The sequence below is a fragment of the Streptomyces sp. NBC_00568 genome, from assembly GCF_026341855.1.
In the GTDB taxonomy this organism is placed as follows: Bacteria; Actinomycetota; Actinomycetes; order Streptomycetales; family Streptomycetaceae; genus Streptomyces.
On record NZ_JAPENW010000001.1, the window covers coordinates 4,636,667 to 4,652,178 of the forward strand.

At 71.6% G+C, this 15,512-nt stretch carries 18 protein-coding genes; 10 read left to right on the forward strand and 8 right to left on the reverse strand.

Features of this window, described 5'->3' with window-relative positions; genetic code table 11:
* The first annotated feature begins 241 nt into the window (after window positions 1-241).
* Window positions 242-982, forward strand: coding sequence for a FadR/GntR family transcriptional regulator (locus OOK38_RS20130; RefSeq protein ID WP_266765681.1), 741 nt, complete (start codon window positions 242-244; stop codon window positions 980-982).
* A 250-nt stretch (window positions 983-1,232) separates the two neighbouring features.
* Window positions 1,233-1,637, forward strand: a complete 405-nt coding sequence (locus tag OOK38_RS20135) for a protein phosphatase (RefSeq protein ID WP_266849362.1) — start codon at window positions 1,233-1,235, stop codon at window positions 1,635-1,637.
* A 21-nt stretch (window positions 1,638-1,658) separates the two neighbouring features.
* Here the strand turns inward: OOK38_RS20135 and OOK38_RS20140 are convergent, their stop codons facing one another.
* Window positions 1,659-2,231 (reverse strand): class I SAM-dependent methyltransferase, encoded by a 573-nt coding sequence (locus OOK38_RS20140; RefSeq protein ID WP_266758552.1) that lies wholly within the window; start codon window positions 2,229-2,231, stop codon window positions 1,659-1,661.
* 55 nt (window positions 2,232-2,286) lie between these two features.
* On the opposite strand from OOK38_RS20140, the gene OOK38_RS20145 reads away from it, so the two are divergent.
* Window positions 2,287-3,051 carry a helix-turn-helix domain-containing protein gene (locus tag OOK38_RS20145; protein WP_266758550.1) on the forward strand — a complete coding sequence of 255 codons (765 nt, stop codon included), beginning with the start codon at window positions 2,287-2,289 and terminating at the stop codon, window positions 3,049-3,051.
* A 148-nt stretch (window positions 3,052-3,199) separates the two neighbouring features.
* On the opposite strand, the gene OOK38_RS34545 is transcribed toward OOK38_RS20145, so the two are convergent.
* From OOK38_RS34545 to OOK38_RS20155, 3 genes are read right to left on the reverse strand one after another with little or no spacing between them, the layout of a single operon-like run.
* The gene (locus OOK38_RS34545; protein WP_323178814.1) at window positions 3,200-3,382 is read right to left on the reverse strand and encodes a hypothetical protein; all 183 of its coding nucleotides are present in this window, start codon (window positions 3,380-3,382) and stop codon (window positions 3,200-3,202) included.
* On the reverse strand, window positions 3,321-4,049 hold the full coding sequence (locus OOK38_RS20150; RefSeq protein WP_323178815.1) for a hypothetical protein: 729 nt from the start codon (window positions 4,047-4,049) through the stop codon (window positions 3,321-3,323). The genes OOK38_RS34545 and OOK38_RS20150 overlap by 62 nt, the downstream gene beginning before the upstream one ends.
* Window positions 4,046-4,960 (reverse strand): ATP-binding cassette domain-containing protein, encoded by a 915-nt coding sequence (locus OOK38_RS20155; RefSeq protein WP_266848637.1) that lies wholly within the window; start codon window positions 4,958-4,960, stop codon window positions 4,046-4,048. Before OOK38_RS20155 ends, OOK38_RS20150 begins: the two co-directional genes overlap by 4 nt.
* A 132-nt stretch (window positions 4,961-5,092) precedes the next feature.
* Between OOK38_RS20155 and OOK38_RS20160 the strand changes: the two genes are divergently transcribed.
* From OOK38_RS20160 to OOK38_RS20185, 6 genes are all read left to right on the forward strand, one after another.
* Window positions 5,093-6,460 (forward strand): sensor histidine kinase, encoded by a 1,368-nt coding sequence (locus tag OOK38_RS20160; RefSeq protein ID WP_266758544.1) that lies wholly within the window; start codon window positions 5,093-5,095, stop codon window positions 6,458-6,460.
* On the forward strand, window positions 6,457-7,128 hold the full coding sequence (locus OOK38_RS20165) for a response regulator transcription factor (RefSeq protein WP_266758542.1): 672 nt from the start codon (window positions 6,457-6,459) through the stop codon (window positions 7,126-7,128). Before OOK38_RS20160 ends, OOK38_RS20165 begins: the two co-directional genes overlap by 4 nt.
* A gap of 370 nt (window positions 7,129-7,498) precedes the next feature.
* Entirely contained in the window at window positions 7,499-8,200 is a 702-nt protein-coding gene (locus OOK38_RS20170) for a hypothetical protein (protein ID WP_266758540.1), read from the forward strand.
* 179 nt (window positions 8,201-8,379) lie between these two features.
* Window positions 8,380-9,126 (forward strand): DNA repair protein RecO, encoded by a 747-nt coding sequence (recO, locus tag OOK38_RS20175; RefSeq protein WP_266758538.1) that lies wholly within the window; start codon window positions 8,380-8,382, stop codon window positions 9,124-9,126.
* A gap of 110 nt (window positions 9,127-9,236) precedes the next feature.
* Window positions 9,237-10,082, forward strand: coding sequence for an isoprenyl transferase (locus OOK38_RS20180; RefSeq protein ID WP_266758536.1), 846 nt, complete (start codon window positions 9,237-9,239; stop codon window positions 10,080-10,082).
* A 75-nt stretch (window positions 10,083-10,157) separates the two neighbouring features.
* Window positions 10,158-10,724, forward strand: a complete 567-nt coding sequence (locus tag OOK38_RS20185; RefSeq protein WP_266848639.1) for a YcxB family protein — start codon at window positions 10,158-10,160, stop codon at window positions 10,722-10,724.
* A gap of 28 nt (window positions 10,725-10,752) precedes the next feature.
* Here OOK38_RS20185 and OOK38_RS20190 read toward each other — a convergent pair whose 3' ends face one another.
* From OOK38_RS20190 to OOK38_RS20205, 4 genes are read right to left on the reverse strand one after another with little or no spacing between them, the layout of a single operon-like run.
* The gene (locus OOK38_RS20190; RefSeq protein WP_266758532.1) at window positions 10,753-11,169 is read right to left on the reverse strand and encodes a Fur family transcriptional regulator; all 417 of its coding nucleotides are present in this window, start codon (window positions 11,167-11,169) and stop codon (window positions 10,753-10,755) included.
* 58 nt (window positions 11,170-11,227) lie between these two features.
* On the reverse strand, window positions 11,228-12,130 hold the full coding sequence (locus OOK38_RS20195; RefSeq protein WP_266758531.1) for a metal ABC transporter permease: 903 nt from the start codon (window positions 12,128-12,130) through the stop codon (window positions 11,228-11,230).
* Complete coding sequence (locus OOK38_RS20200; RefSeq protein WP_266758529.1) at window positions 12,130-12,897, reverse strand: metal ABC transporter ATP-binding protein; 768 nt, start codon at window positions 12,895-12,897, stop codon at window positions 12,130-12,132. Before OOK38_RS20200 ends, OOK38_RS20195 begins: the two co-directional genes overlap by 1 nt.
* A 17-nt stretch (window positions 12,898-12,914) precedes the next feature.
* Window positions 12,915-13,877, reverse strand: coding sequence for a metal ABC transporter substrate-binding protein (locus OOK38_RS20205; protein ID WP_266758527.1), 963 nt, complete (start codon window positions 13,875-13,877; stop codon window positions 12,915-12,917).
* Window positions 13,878-14,074: 197 nt separating this feature from the next.
* Here OOK38_RS20205 and OOK38_RS20210 point away from each other — a divergent pair, with 197 nt between their 5' ends.
* Complete coding sequence (locus OOK38_RS20210; protein ID WP_266758525.1) at window positions 14,075-15,457, forward strand: glycine--tRNA ligase; 1,383 nt, start codon at window positions 14,075-14,077, stop codon at window positions 15,455-15,457.
* The last annotated feature ends 55 nt before the right edge of the window (window positions 15,458-15,512 follow it).

Sequence of the window (15,512 nt, forward strand, 5' to 3'; positions counted from 1 at the left end):
TGAGCGGTCCGGTGGGGCGGTGGAGCGGGCGGTCCGGTGGCCCGGGAGCAGGAGATACGACGTCCTACGTCATAGGGGGCAGCGTGACCATAGGAGGGGGCGCGGAGGGGGTCAAGGGATCGCACACGAATGGCGTATCTTCCACAGGTGCGACCAATGGCGGTATGAAACAGGGGTAGTTGGCCGAACTTGGCGTTTAATCAGACCGGAGGTGGGACGTCCGATGTCCAGCGAGCGTACGATGCGGCGCATGCCTGAGGAGACCGGGAACCGGCGTCGTCCCGAGCGCCGGGTGAGCAGTCAGATTCAGCGCGAGGTCATGCAGCTGATCCTCGACCAGGGGCTTCCGGCCGGTGCGCCGCTGCCCACCGAGACCGAGCTGATGACCGATCTCGGCGTGAGCCGCAACTCGGTCCGTGAGGCGCTCAAGGCCCTCCAGGCACTCGACATAGTCGAGATCCGGCACGGCTACGGCACCTATGTCGGCGAGGCGTCCATGACGCCGTTCGTCGACGGACTGACCTTCCGCACGCTCGCCCGTCCGGACGATCCGACCGGGGCGCTGGCCGAGATCCTCCAGGTCCGCGAGGTGCTGGAGGAGGGGCTGATAAGCCGCGTGGCGGAGCTGCTGACCGAGGAGGAGCTGGACCGGCTCGAATCCGTCGTCACGGAGATGGAGTCGGCGGGCAGCGACGGGCGCTCCTTCCCCGAACTCGACAGCCAGTTCCACGAGTTGCTGTACGCGTCGCTCGGCAACCCGCTGGTGCCCCAGCTGCTCGGCGCCTTCTGGACCGTCTTCCGGCGGGTCGCCGTGGTGCGCGGCTGGACCGACGACATCACCCCGGAGGTGACGGCCCGCCGCCACCGCGACATCCTCACCGCCCTGCGGGCACGGGACGTCGAGGGCGCCCAGCGCGCGATGTCCGACCACTTCCGCGGGATCGAGGCCCGCGCCGCCCAGGGATCCCGCGGGGTGAGCTGACCCCAGCCCGCTCTCCCCGACCCTGTTCTTCCCGACCCTGCTTTCCCCGACCCCGCTATTCCCTGACCCTGCTCTTCCCGGCCCCGTTCTTCTGGCCCTTGGCCCTCGGGGCGATGTAGCCCCGCCGTACGCTGGTCCCGTGGCCGAAATCGAACCCGATGCGGACCCCGGATCGCACCCCGGCGCGCGGCCCGGCGCGCGGCCCGGCAGCGGTGCCGCCGGTGGTGCCTGGGATCCGGGTGGCGCCGGTGTGCTGTGCCTGCCCTCCGGGCGGCTCATACGGGGCCGGGCCCTGCGTCGGCCGCTCCCCGCCGACGGCGGCCCGGTACCCGCGTACGCCGTTCACCTGCTCGGCGGACAGCCGCCTCCGGTCCCCTGGGAAGCGCGCCGGCTGCGCTGGCCGGACTTCTGGCTGCCGACCGACCGCGCCGAGGCCCGCTCGGTCCTCACCGAGGCCTGGCGGCGGTCCGCCGAGGAACGCGTCGAGATCGCCTGCTTCGGCGGCCGGGGCCGCACCGGCACGGCCCTGGCCTGCGTCGCCGTCCTCGACGGCGTACCGCCCGGGGAGGCGGTGGCGTACGTACGCCGGCACTACGACCGGCACGCGGTGGAGACACCGTGGCAGCGCGCGTACGTCCGCCGGTTCGGCACGTAGACGGTCCTCCGGGCGACGCTCCTAGGGGCGGGTCGCCCGGAAGCGGAGGGTGCCGCCCCGCGGGTGCACGTCCACGGACACGTCCGTGAAGCCGGCCGCGCTCAGCCGTGCCGGGAGTTCCCGCGGATCGAGGGTGTTCATCGTGTCGCGCACATGCAGCAGCCTGAATCCGAGGCTCGTCACGCTGTCACTGCCCGCGAAGGTGCCGCCGGGGCGCAGCACGCGCGACGCCTCGGCGAAGATGCGGTCCTGGTGGGCGGCGGTGGGCACGTGGTGCAGCATCGTGAAACAGACGACGGAGTCGTACGAGGCGTCCTCCAGGGGGAGTTCCGCGCCGTCCGCGTGCAGGACGCGGGCGCGATCGCCCCACCGTTCCGTGAGAAGCCGTGCGGTGTCCCCGTCGATCTCGGCGGCGGTCAGGCGCGCGACGGAGTCGACCAGGACGCGCAGATTGGCCCCGTAGCCGGGCCCGATCTCCAGCACGTCGTCGCCCAGTTCCACGTCCCGCAGGGCCCAGGGCAGGATGCGGTCCTTCGTGGTGCGCGCCCAGGCCTCGGAGCTGCACAGTCTGCGGTGGGCTCGGTTCATCGGCATGACGCCGACGCTAGGGCGGGTGCCGCCCGTCCACCACGGGCTACGCTGCCGACCCATGTCGCGAGACGGACAGAGCCCGGCCGCGGCGGGGACGGCCGTCTTCGTCGGGCACTTCGCCATGCCGCGGGGCACCGCCTTCGCCACACATACGCACCCGGTCCACCAACTGGCATGCTCTGTAAGGGGTTTGCTGCGGGTGCGCAGCGAACGGGGATCCTGGCTGCTGCCGCCGTCACTGGCCCTGTGGATCCCGGCCGGGCTGCCGCACCTCACGGAGGCGGCGGGCGACGCGGTCATGCACAGCGCCTACGTCGACCCCGCGCGCTGCCCGCAGATCCTCTGGACGGAGCCGACGGTCGTGGCGGTCGGCCCCCTGCAGCGCGCCCTCGTCGACCACTTGGCGGGATTCGGGCTCACCGACGAGCACCGCTCCCGGGCCGAGGCCGTGCTCCTGGACGTGCTGACGCCCGTCCCCGTCACGAGCGTCGCCGTGCGCGAGCCCCGGGACCCGCGGGCCCGCGCCGTCGCCGACGCGCTGAGCGCCGATCCGGCCGACGGGCGCCCGCTGTCCGCGTGGGGCGCCGAAGTCGGCGCCGGCGCACGGACCTTGGCCCGCCTCTTCGTCGCCGAGACGGGCCTGACCTTCGGCCAGTGGCGTGAACGGCTGCGTATGCAGGCCGCGATGCCCCTCCTCGCCGACGGCCTCACCGTGGAGACGGTCGCCCGCCGCGCCGGATACGCCTCCGCCAGTTCCTTCGTGGCCGCCTTCCACCGCGTCGTGGGCGTGACACCCCGCCAGTACTTCCCGTCCGGCCCCTGAGCCACCCCCGAGAGAAGCCCGCTGGGCCGCCCACCAGGGGCTGTGGAACTCCTCGCGTCCCGCCCGCCGCCCGCGTCCCGCCCGCCCACCGCACGGGCCGCGGCCCCGCCGACGGTCCGCGCCGCCCGCCGCACGGACCGTGGCCGCCTCACACGTCCCGGCGGTCCACCGCCACGATCGCGACGACGGCCGCCACCGCTGCCCAGGCGGCGAAGGTGATCCAGGCGCCCTGGGCCGTCGCCTGATGGCGGGGGACCAGGGTGAACGGATCATGGGCGTAGGAGATGTCCGCCAGCCGGTTCCAGGCGTTGATCGGCTGGGCGTGCTTCACCGCGGCCGTCCAGGCGTAGCGGTCGGTGATGAACGAGGGGATCAGCAGGAGCACGGCGGTGGCGGCGACCATCGTGGTGGCGCTGTGCCGGATCAGGGCGCCCAGCGCCATCCCGGCGAGGGCGCACACCGGGGCGAGAAGCGCCGAGGCGGCAGACCACGCGCGCCGCGCCGGGGTGCGTGAGGGCGACGCCCGCGTCACGGGTGGCGAGAATCGCCTGGGTGGAGGCGAACGAAGCACCCGCGACGAGCGCGCCGTAGACCGTCATGACGGCGGTCAACAGGGCCGCCTTCGCGGCCATCAGGGCACGCCGGTCAGGAACGGCCGCGAACGTCGTACGCACCAGACCGGTCGAGTACTCGCCCACGATCGTGATCGCGCCGATGCTCGCCACCGCCAGGACCAGGATCATCGCGGAGCCGTCGGTGAAGGCGTCCCGCAGGGCCAACCGGGCCATCTGCGAACGCGTCCGGTCGTCGAAGCGCGGATGGTCGGCCGCGTCCACCCGCGCCGCGTTCGCGTTGAACGCGATCACCGCGAGGGCACCGGCGCCGAGCGCCCAGTACGTCGAACGCAGCGAGCGGAGCTTGATCCATTCGGCGACGAGGAGGTCCCCGAAACGGGCGGCGGGAACAGGGGCGGAGTCGGGCACGGCGGTGGTCGTCATCGGGAGTCTCCGGCGAGGAATTCGGCTCTGTCGGCGGTCAGTTCCATGAAGGCCGCTTCCAGGGAGGCGGCCTGCGGGGTCAGCTTTTCGAGCAGAATCCGGTGCCGGAAGGCGAGTTCGCCGATCCGCGCCGCGCTCAGCGCCGACACCTTCAGCGTCCGGCCGTCGTACGGCGCCACCGCGGCGCCCTCGGCGGACAGCACCGCCGTCAGCCGTTCGGCGTCCGGCGTCCGGACCGTCACGGTGAGCCGGGTGCCGCGCGCCGCGAACCGCGCCACGCTCTCCGCGGCGATCAGCTCACCCCGCCCGATCACGATCAACTCCTCCGCAGTGTTCGCCATCTCCGACATGAGGTGGCTGGAGACGAAGACCGTCCGGCCCTCGGCGGCGAGCCTGCGGAACAGTCCGCGTACCCACAACACACCCTCCGGGTCGAGGCCGTTGAGCGGTTCGTCGAACAGCAGCACCGGTGGATCGCCGAGCAACGCTGCCGCGATTCCCAGGCGTTGCCGCATGCCCAGCGAGAAGCCGTCGACGCGGCGGCGGGCCGCCGAGCCCGAAAGCCCCACCTCCCGCAGCACCTCTTCGACCCGGCCGGCCGGGATCCGGTTGCCGCGGGCGAGAGCCGACAGATGGGCCCGCGCGCTGCGCCCGCCGTGCACATCGCCCGCGTCCAGCAGCGCGCCGACATGCCGCAGCCCGCGCGGGCGGTCCAGGAACGGCCGTCCGCCGACGCCGGCCGTCCCGCCGGTCGGCGCGATCAGACCGAGCAGCATGCGCAGGGTCGTCGTCTTGCCCGCTCCGTTCGGGCCGAGGAACCCGGTGACGTGCCCGGGGCGCACCTGGAACGTCAGCCGCCGCACGGCCGTCATGTCGCCGTATCTCTTCGTCAGTTCGTTGACTTCGATCACACCCGCACCGTCCCGCCGATGGCCGGACCGACGCATCGGTCCGGCGCGGACACTCTCCCGCGGCCCGTGTCGACCCCGGTCGTACGTCCACGGGCGGATGCCCGCGCCCCACCGCCTGCCTACGATCGGCGCATGCATGTCACGCCGCCGCTTCCCCCGCTCAAGCGTGTGCCGCCCGGCGTCTGGGTGGCCCTGGCCTGGTGCGCCAGCACCCTGTTCACGTTCCTCGCGCGCGTCCGGCTGCCCGGCGAGCAGGCGGCCGACGAGCTGGTCGCAGCCCAGTTCTATCGCTGGGACGGCCTGCTGATCCTCGCGGTGGCGTGCGCCCTGGCCCTGGCCGGCAGCCTGTGCCTCGGACGCCGGCCCCTCACCGCCTTCACCCTGCTGCTCGCGGCGGCCGCCCTGATCACCATCAACCTCGCCGTGGGGGCGATCCAGCTCCCCCAGTACCTGGCCGTCGACATCGCCCTCTACTTCATCGCGGCCGGCCGTCCCCGCCGTACCGGGGTCACCGCGCTCACCCTGGCGCTCGCCCTCCTGGTCGCCTGGCTGACGGTGAGGCTGCTGCACGGTTGGGGCGTCGGCACACTCGTCGGACTGACCGTGGCCCTGACCGTCGTGGTCTCCTGGCTGCTCGGCGACGCCGCCCACCGCACCCGCGCCCACGCCGAGCAACTGCGCGTCCGGGCAGCGGGCCAGGCCGTCACCGACGAACGCCTGCGCATCGCACGCGAGATGCACGACATGGTCGCCCACAGCATCGGCATCATCGCCCTCCAGGCCGGCGCGGCGGCCCGGGTCGTGCACACCCAGCCGGACGCCGCCCGCGAGGCGATGACGGCGGTCGAGACGGCCGGCCGGGAGACCCTCGCCGGGCTGCGCCGCATGCTTGTCGCGCTGCGCCAGGCCGACCAGGCCGACCGGCCCCACCCGCCCGGAGCCCAGGGTGCGTCTCCCGACCCGCCGGGCGGATCGCGCGGACAGGGCGACTCCGACGCGCCAGGCGGGTCCCCCGAACACGGTCCCGGAGGGCCGGGCCGTAGCCCCGCGCCCGCCGGCAACCGGTCCCGCGTCCCCGAGGCCGCGCCGCTGCGCCCCGCCGAGGGACTCGCCGACCTCGACCGGCTGGCCGCCGCGACCACGGCCGCGGGGGTCCGTGTGGACGTCCACTGGACGGGCGCGCGGCGTCAACTCCCGCCGGACATCGACCTGTCCGCCTTCCGGATCGTCCAGGAGTCCGTCACCAACGTCGTACGGCACGCGGCGACGGCCGCCTGCCGGGTGACCGTCGACCACCGCGACACCGAGGTCGCCGTCGAGATCACCGACGACGGCCGGGGGAGGGGCAGTACCACGGACACGGGATTCGGCCTCATCGGCATGCGTGAGCGGGTCGTCCTGCTGCACGGCGAGTTCACCGCGGGCCCGCGCCCCGAGGGCGGCTTCCGGGTGAGCGCCCGCCTTCCGCTCCCGGCCACGAGCACGGCGGCCGCCCGATGACGGTCCGGGTGGTCCTCGCCGACGACCAGCAGCTCATCCGCACAGCCCTGCGCATGGTCATCGCCGACATCGAGGACCTGGAGGTGGTGGGCGAGGCGGAGAACGGCGCGGAGGCGGTGGCCCTCGCCGCGCGACTCCGCCCCGACGTCGTCGTCATGGACATCCGCATGCCCGGCATGGACGGCATCGAGGCGACGCGCCGGATCACCGCGGACGCCGCCGAGCCGAGGAACGGGACGAGGATCGTCGTCCTCACGACCTTCGACGACGACGACTACGTGTACGGGGCGCTGCGCGCCGGCGCGTCCGGGTTCCTGGTCAAGGACATGGCGCTGGACGACATCATCGCGGCGGTCCGCGTGGTGGCGGCCGGGGACGCCCTCATCGCCCCCGGCGTCACGCGCCGGCTCATCCGGGACTTCACCGCCTCCCGGCCCGAACTGGCCCGTGCGCAGCGCGAGCTGAAAGGCATCACCGAACGCGAGCGCGAGGTCCTGACGCTGGTCGGCACCGGGCTGTCCAACACGGAGATCGCCGAGCGGCTCTTCATCAGCGTGGCCACGGCGAAGACCTACCTGACCCGTCTGCTCTCGAAGCTGGACGCACGGGACCGCGTCCAGCTGGTGATCATCGCGTACGAGGCGGGGCTGGTGTCCGTGAACCGGTGAGCGCGGGAGGAGCGCGTACCGGGTGGGCGCGCACCGGGATGTCCGGGCCGGGTGGTGTCCGGGCAGCGGCGCGGCGGTCGGATCCGGCGGCGGATCCACCGGACGGAGCCGGCGTTCAGGCAGGCGGCGAGGCCGGGACGGATGCCCGTCCCGGTCCACTGGAAAACCCAGAAGCGCCTGGTCGCGTGGTGGGTGCGGCGAGTTGGCGTACCCGATGGCGCCGGTGTTGTCCGTGACGCCGGTGACACAATCGGGGCGAATCGATTCAGCATGATCTATTCCGTAGTTTTGCGTGAAAGTCGCACAACTGCGGTGTCCGGGCGGCAATATGGCCTGATCTTCCTCAGAACCACGGACCCGAGGCAGCGCCATGACCAGACAGCAGTCCCCGACGGATCCCTACGCGAGGCCGCAGCGCCCGGTCCATCCGGTCCCGGGCGACTCCCATCGGACCGCGCTCGTCGTAGCCCTGATCGGCGCAGCCGCCACGGTCGTCGCGGCTCTCATCGGACTGTTCGTGCAGCTGAGCGGGGAGGTGGAACAGCGCGGCTCCCGTCCGACACTCGGCGGCGCGTCTCCCGCCTCCGGCACGCCCGGCGTGCCCGAGGAAGCCGGTGCTCCCCGCGCGTCGGGGCCACCGAGCGCGTCCGCCGCACCCGCGGTGTCCGCCGCACCCGGGGTGTCCGAACGGGCCTCCACGGTTCCGGCGGCCGTCGGTCTGCCGGAGGAGTTCCTCGGACGCTGGCAGGGCTACGCCGAGGAGGCCGACGCCGGCAGGACCGACCACTACCGCGTCACCGTGGAGCTGAGCGGGGGGACCCGGCGGGAACAGGTCGGCAGCATCCACTACGCGATGGAGTCCTCCGACTGCTACGGCGTCGTCACCCTGACGACGGTCAGCGGCGGCGACCAGGTGACGCTCGGGGAGAACATCCAGTCCGGCAACTGCGTCACGAACGGCCGCATCACCCTCACGCTGAACCCCGGGGACACCGTGGACTTCGCCTACGAGTCGACCAAGCGGGACGGCACCCGGCAGTCCGTGGAGGCCGGCCTGGAACGCGTCGCCTGACCGGAGACGAAGGCCGCCGCCCGGGCGCTCGGCGGGCGGGCCGGGACCCCCGGCGTGCGGGCGGAAACCGTGCCGGGCGGGGTCGCCCACGGTCGGTGTGAGGCGCCTCGTGGGGGTGCCCGGGCGCAAAGGGGCCCATCGGGACCGGGGCGCGGGTGCCGTAGGCGAGAATGGGCCGCATGAGTCTGTTCCGCGACGACGGCATCGTGCTGCGCACCCAGAAGCTGGGTGAGGCGGACCGGATCATCACGCTGCTCACACGCGGTCACGGGCGCGTACGGGCGGTGGCGCGCGGCGTCCGGCGGACCAAGTCGAAGTTCGGGGCGCGCCTCGAACCCTTCTCCCACGTGGACGTGCAGTTCTTCGCGCGCGGCAGCGAACTGATCGGCCGGGGCCTGCCCCTGTGCACGCAGAGCGAGACGATCGCTCCGTACGGTGGCGGAATCGTCACCGACTACGCGCGCTACACCGCGGGCACCGCCATGCTGGAGACCGCCGAGCGGTTCACCGACCACGAGGGGGAGCCCGCGGTGCAGCAGTATCTGCTGCTGGTCGGCGGACTCCGCACCCTCGCCCGGGGCGAGCACGAGCCGCACCTCGTCCTGGACGCCTTCCTGCTGCGCTCCCTCGCCGTCAACGGCTACGCGCCCAGCTTCAGCGCCTGTGCCAAATGCGGCATGCCGGGACCGAACCGGTTCTTCTCGGTCGCGGCGGGAGGTTCCGTCTGCGTCGACTGCCGGGTGCCCGGCAGCGTCGTACCCTCGCCTCAGGCCCTCGAACTCCTCGGTGCGCTGCTCACGGGAGACTGGGAGACGGCGGACGCGAGCGAGCCGCGGCACGTCCGGGAGGGCAGCGGGCTGGTGTCGGCCTATCTGCACTGGCATCTGGAGCGCGGACTGCGTTCCCTGCGCTTCGTGGAGAAGTAGGCGCCACCCGGGGCACCCGGGCACGCGAGAACGACGAGAACAGCAACAACGGCAAGCAGAGCCAGAGCAAGACGAGCGCCGAGCGCAAGCAAGAGGGAGACGAGAAGCACATGGTCGTACGCGGGATCCTGGGACGCCAGCGCCGCGAGTACAAGACGCCGGAACCGCACCCCTCCGGTGCCCGCGCGCCCAAACTCCCCGGCGAGCTCATCCCGAACCATGTGGCGGTCGTCATGGACGGGAACGGCCGATGGGCCAAGGAGCGCGGGCTGCCGCGCACCGAGGGGCACCGGGTCGGCGAGGGCGTCGTCATGGACGTCCTCAAGGGCTGCATCGAGATGGGTGTGAAGAACCTCTCCCTCTACGCCTTCTCCACCGAGAACTGGAAGCGCTCGCCCGACGAGGTGCGCTTCCTCATGAACTTCAACCGGGACGTCATCCGGCGCCGCCGCGACGAGATGGACGAGCTCGGCATCCGGATCCGCTGGGTCGGCCGCATGCCCAAGCTGTGGAAGTCCGTCGTCCAGGAGCTCCAGATCGCCCAGGAGCAGACGACGCAGAACGACGCCATGACGCTGTACTTCTGCGTCAACTACGGCGGCCGTGCCGAGCTCGCGGACGCCGCCAAGGCGATGGCCGCCGATGTCGCCGCCGGCCGGCTCGACCCCGACAAGGTCTCCGAGAAGACCATCCAGAAGTACCTGTACTATCCGGACATGCCGGACGTCGATCTGTTCCTGCGCCCCAGCGGCGAGCAGCGCACCTCCAACTACCTCATCTGGCAGTCGAGTTACGCCGAGATGGTCTTCCAGGACGTGCTGTGGCCCGACTTCGACCGGCGTGACCTGTGGCGTGCCTGCGTCGAATACGCGCAGCGCGACCGGCGTTTCGGCGGCGCCGTCCCGAACGAGGACCTGCTCGCCATGGAGCAGGGCATGCGGGGCGACGGCTCGTAACACCCGCCGCCCGGGGCGTTGTCCGAACCCGGCCTTACGATCATGGCCTCATCACCACCGAACCGGGGAGGGGCCGTGGTCGAGGGCCAGGGTGCTGCGCCGCAGCAGGAGTTGCCGGGGCAGCAGCAGGGGCACGGGGCGGATGTCGTCGAGCTGGAGTACCGGCCGACCGTCCGGGATCTCACGTCGGCGCTGAGAGCGCGCAGAGGCGTCAGCAAGGCGGGCCGAAGACAGTTCTGGGTGCTGGGTGGCGCCGCCGTCCTGGTCGCCCTGGAGTGCGCGCTCGCGCTGGCCGGGCAGGACGCGTCCACGCTTCCCGTGATCTGGTTCGTCGTGTTCGCGCCGCTCGTCATGCTGTCGCCCTGGCTCCAGGCCCGCCAGGTGCAGCGCCTCGCGGAGCGCCTGGGCACGTTCCGTGTGACCGTCACGGACGCCGGGGTGACGGTGGCCACGGACAACTCGACGGAGACGCTCAACTGGATGGCGCAGCCCCGCTACCGGGAGACGGCGGACACTTTCGTCATGCTCAGCCCCGACAAGAACGCCGTCGGCTTCACCGTGCTGCCCAAGCGCGCCGCGCACACGCCCGCGGACGTGGACAGGCTGCGGGGGATCCTCGACCGCAACCTGACCCGCGTCTGACGCCCTGGGGCGGACACGCGCCGGAGACTCAGCCCTTCGCCGCCGCGCACTCCGCGCACGTGCCGAAGATCTCCACCGTGTGGGCCACGTTCACATAGCCGTGCTCCGCCGCGATGGCCTCGGCCCACTTCTCGACGGCCGGGCCCTCCACCTCCACCGCCTTGCCGCAGACCCGGCAGACGAGGTGGTGGTGGTGCTCGCCGGAGGAGCAGCGCCGGTAGACGGACTCGCCCTCGGACGTACGCAGGACGTCGACCTCGCCGGCGTCGGCCAGGGACTGCAGCGTGCGGTAGACCGTGGTGAGCCCGACCGAGTCGCCCTTGTGCTTGAGCATGTCGTGGAGCTCCTGCGCGCTGCGGAACTCGTCCACCTCGTCGAGCGCGGCCGCCACGGCGGCACGCTGCCGGGTGGAACGGCCCCGAACGGGCGATCCAGCGGTTGTCACCGTTGCCTCCTCACGTCTGCCCTTGCCCGGCCATTGTGCCAGTCCGGGCTGTGCCCGGTCAGACGCCGACGGTGCTCTCCGTGCCGCGCGCGGCCGGAATCGTGCACTCGGCGGGGTCTCCGGCGGCCTGCGCCGCGGCCAGTGCCCGGGCCCGGCGCCGGGCCAGCGGCGTCGCGAGCGCGGTCAGCGCGATGAACACGCCGATCGTCAGCAGCACGATCGTCGCGCCGGGCGGCACGTCCTGGTAGTACGACGTCACGGTGCCGCCGATCGTCACGGTCACCCCGATCGCCACCGCGATGGCGAAGGTCGCCGCGAAGCTCCGGGTGAGCTGCTGGGCCGCCGCCACCGGCACCACCATCAGCGCGCTCACGAGCAGCAGTCCGACCACCCGCATGGCGACGGTCACCGTGACCGCCGCCGTGACCGCCGTCAGCAGGTTCAGGGCCCGCACCGGGAGACCGGTCACCCGCGCGAACTCCTCGTCCTGGCTGACCGCGAACAACTGGCGGCGCAGTCCCACCGTGACGAGCACGACGAAGGCGGCCAGCAGGCAGATCGCCGTCACGTCGGACTCGCTCACCGTCGACAGGGAGCCGAAGAGATACGAGGTCAGGTTGGCGTTCGAGCCACCCGGCGCGAGGTTGATGAACATCACGCCGCCCGCCATGCCCCCGTAGAAGAGCATGGCCAGCGCGATGTCCCCGCGTGTCCTGCCGTACCAGCGGATCAGCTCCATGAGCACGGCGCCCAGCACGGACACGGCCATCGCCATCCACACCGGCGACGTGGACAGCAGGAAGCCGAGGCCGACACCCGTCATGGCCACATGGCCGATCCCGTCGCCCATCAGGGCCTGGCGGCGCTGGACCAGATAGATGCCGACGGCGGGCGCGGTGATGCCCACCAGGACGGCGGCGAGCAGGGCCCGCTGCATGAAGGCGTAGTCGAGGATGTCCATCAGCTCAGCAGTCCCGTCCGGAGGGGTTCGGCGTCATGAGCCGCGTGCGGGTGTACGTGGTCGTGGCCGGGCAGCGCGTGCTGGCCGACCGCCTGCGGCGGCGGGCCGTCGTGCAGCACGCAGCCGTCCCGCAGGACGACCGCGCGGTCGATCAGCGGCTCCAGGGGGCCCAGCTCGTGCAGCACGAGCAGGACGGAGGTGCCCTGGGCGACCTGGTCGCGCAGGGTCGCGGCCAGCACCTCCTGGCTGGCGAGGTCCACGCCCGCCATCGGCTCGTCCATGATCAGCAGCTCGGGCTCGCAGGCCAGTGCGCGGGCGATGAGGACCCGCTGGTGCTGCCCGCCCGACAGGGCGTTCACGGAGTCCTTCGCGCGGTCCGCCATCCCGACGAGCTCCAGGGCCCGCCGCACGGCCGCGTGATCGGCCTTGCGGAGCACACCGAAGCGGGCCCGGGACAGCCGCCCCGAGGCGACGATCTCGGCGACCGTCGCGGGCACGCCGCCCGCCGCCGTGGTCCGCTGCGGGACGTAACCGACCCGGTGCCAGTCGCGGAAGCGGCGCCGCGGGACGCCGAAGATCTCTATCTCTCCGGCGCTGACGGCGACCTGGCCGATGACACTGCGCACCGCGGTCGACTTGCCGGAGCCGTTGGCGCCGAGCAGCGCGACGACCTCGCCGCGGCGCACGGTGAGATCGATGCCGCGCAGGACCGGGCGCGAACCCAGCTCCGCCCGCACACCGCGCAGGGATACGACGGACTCGCTCACGACGTCCTCCACACTGGTCACTTGGCGCCGAGAGCCGTCTGCAGCGCCTTCAGGTTCGACTCCATGACCTGCATGTAGTCGCTGCCCCTGGACTTGTCGGTGATGCCCTCGAGCGGGTCGAGGACATCCGTGCGAAGACCCGCGTCGCCGGCGATGGTCCTGGCCGTCTTGTCGCTGACGAGCGTCTCGTAGAACACCGTCGTGACGCCGTCGGCCTTCGCCATCGTCTCCAGGTCCTTCACCCGGTTCGCGCTGGGCTCCGACTCCGGGTCAAGGCCGCTGATGGCCTCCTCGGTGAGCCCGTAGCGCTCGGCCAGGTAGCCGAACGCGGCGTGGGTGGTGATGAAGGTCTTGGTCTTCGTGTCCGCGAGCCCGTTGTGGAAGTCGGTGTTCAGCGCGACGAACTTCTTCCGCAGCGCCGACATGTTCTTCTCGTAGTCCGCGGAGTGCTTCGGGTCGGCCTTCTTCAGCGCGTCGGAGATCCCCTCGGCGACCTCGGCGAACCGCACCGGGTCGAGCCAGATGTGCGGGTCGGTGGCCCCGGTCTCCTCGCCCTCGCTGTCGTCGTGGGCGGCCGCGTGCCCGCCGACCTCGTTGCCGTGCTTCTCCAGCGTCGTCAGCGAAGCGGCGTCGATCTTGGTCTTCACCTCGGCCTGGGCCACGGCGTCGTCGACGGCCGGCTGGAGGTTCTTGAGGTAGAGGACGGCGTCCGCCTCCTGGAGCTGCGCGGTCTGCCGGGCGCTGATCTCCAGGTCGTGCGGCTCCTTGCCGGGCTCGGTCAGGTTCGTGACGTTCACATGCGTCCCGCCGATCTCCTCGGCGAGGTACTGGAGCGGGTAGAACGACGCCACCACGTCGAGTTTTCCGTTGCTCTTGCCGTCGGCCGAGGCGGAGCCCGAGCAGGCCGAGAGAGCGCCGAGGCCGAGGGCGGTGGCCGCCACGACCGCGGACCCCGATATGAGGCGTCGTCGTACGTTCATGACACTCATTTTCAACAAATCTGGAAACGATTGTCAACAAGCCCTCGTCGGGGCGGTCCCGCACCCCCCGACAAGGGGCATCAAGCGGATGTAAGCGGCAGTAAGCGGCCCACTCCGCGAACCGATTTGATACAGGGGTGGGCGACGCCGGTAACCTGAAGCATTCGCTGCCGTCCGTTCGTAATGAAGAGAGCACCGTGGCCGCCGACAAGATCGAGACCATCGTCAGCCTGAGCAAGCGCCGTGGCTTCGTTTTCCCCAGTAGTGAGATCTACGGCGGACAGCGTGCCGCCTGGGACTACGGCCCGCTCGGCGTCGAGCTCAAGGAGAACATCAAGCGCCAGTGGTGGCGTTACATGGTCACCTCCCGTGAGGACGTCGTCGGTATCGACTCGTCGGTGATCCTGGCCACCGAGACCTGGGTCGCCTCCGGCCACGTCGCCACCTTCACCGACCCCCTCACCGAGTGCACCTCCTGTCACAAGCGCTACCGCGCCGACCACCTGGAGGAGGCCTACGAGGCGAAGCACCACCGCCTCCCCGAGAACGGCCTCTCGGACGTCAACTGCCCGAACTGCGGCAACAAGGGCATGTTCACCGAGCCCAAGCAGTTCTCCGGCCTGCTCAGCACCCACCTCGGCCCCACCCAGGACAGCGGCTCCGTCGCCTACCTGCGCCCCGAGACCGCCCAGGGCATCTTCACCAACTTCGCCCAGGTGCAGACCACCTCGCGCCGCAAGCCGCCCTTCGGCATCGCGCAGATGGGCAAGTCCTTCCGCAACGAGATCACGCCCGGCAACTTCATCTTCCGCACCCGCGAGTTCGAGCAGATGGAGATGGAGTTCTTCGTCAAGCCGGGCGAGGACGAGAAGTGGCAGGAGTACTGGATGCAGGAGCGCTGGAACTGGTACACCGGTCTCGGCCTCAGCGAAGACAACATGCGCTGGTACGAGCACGCCAAGGAGAAGCTCTCCCACTACTCCAAGCGCACCGCCGACATCGAGTACCGCTTCCAGTTCGGCGGCAACGAGTGGGGTGAGCTGGAGGGCGTCGCCAACCGCACCGACTTCGACCTCGGCGCGCACTCCAAGGCCTCCGGCCAGGACCTCTCCTACTTCGACCAGGAAGCCGGAGAGCGCTGGACCCCGTACGTCATCGAGCCCGCCGCCGGTGTCGGCCGCGCCATGCTCGCCTTCCTCCTGGACGCCTACGTCGAGGACGAGGCCCCGAACGCCAAGGGCAAGATGGAGAAGCGCACCGTGCTGCGCCTCGACCCGCGCCTCGCGCCCGTCAAGGTCGCCGTGCTGCCCCTGTCGCGCAACCCGGAGCTCTCGCCCAAGGCCAAGGGTCTCGCCACCGCGCTGCGCCAGCACTGGAACATCGAGTTCGACGACGCCGGCGCCATCGGCCGCCGCTACCGTCGCCAGGACGAGATCGGCACCCCGTTCTGCGTCACCGTCGACTTCGACACCCTCGACGACAACGCCGTCACGGTGCGCGAGCGCGACTCGATGAAGCAGGAGCGTGTCTCGCTCGACCAGATCGAGGGCTACCTGGCCAGCCGCCTCATCGGCTGCTGATCACCCGCCGCTCACGAAGCCCCCGGTTCCCGAGCAGGGAACCGGGGGCTTCGCG

What these genes read in the sequence shown, in the direction of transcription:
- OOK38_RS20130 (WP_266765681.1), top strand. Translation starts at nt 242, where the DNA reads ATGCGGCGCATGCCTGAGGAGACCGGGAACCGGCGTCGTCCCGAGCGC.
- OOK38_RS20140 (WP_266758552.1), bottom strand. Translation starts at nt 2,231, where the DNA reads ATGCCGATGAACCGAGCCCACCGCAGACTGTGCAGCTCCGAGGCCTGG.
- OOK38_RS20145 (WP_266758550.1), top strand. Translation starts at nt 2,287, where the DNA reads ATGTCGCGAGACGGACAGAGCCCGGCCGCGGCGGGGACGGCCGTCTTC.
- OOK38_RS20150 (WP_323178815.1), bottom strand. Translation starts at nt 4,049, where the DNA reads ATGACGACCACCGCCGTGCCCGACTCCGCCCCTGTTCCCGCCGCCCGT.
- OOK38_RS20160 (WP_266758544.1), top strand. Translation starts at nt 5,093, where the DNA reads ATGCATGTCACGCCGCCGCTTCCCCCGCTCAAGCGTGTGCCGCCCGGC.
- OOK38_RS20165 (WP_266758542.1), top strand. Translation starts at nt 6,457, where the DNA reads ATGACGGTCCGGGTGGTCCTCGCCGACGACCAGCAGCTCATCCGCACA.
- OOK38_RS20170 (WP_266758540.1), top strand. Translation starts at nt 7,499, where the DNA reads ATGACCAGACAGCAGTCCCCGACGGATCCCTACGCGAGGCCGCAGCGC.
- recO (WP_266758538.1), top strand. Translation starts at nt 8,380, where the DNA reads ATGAGTCTGTTCCGCGACGACGGCATCGTGCTGCGCACCCAGAAGCTG.
- OOK38_RS20180 (WP_266758536.1), top strand. Translation starts at nt 9,237, where the DNA reads ATGGTCGTACGCGGGATCCTGGGACGCCAGCGCCGCGAGTACAAGACG.
- OOK38_RS20195 (WP_266758531.1), bottom strand. Translation starts at nt 12,130, where the DNA reads ATGGACATCCTCGACTACGCCTTCATGCAGCGGGCCCTGCTCGCCGCC.
- OOK38_RS20205 (WP_266758527.1), bottom strand. Translation starts at nt 13,877, where the DNA reads ATGAACGTACGACGACGCCTCATATCGGGGTCCGCGGTCGTGGCGGCC.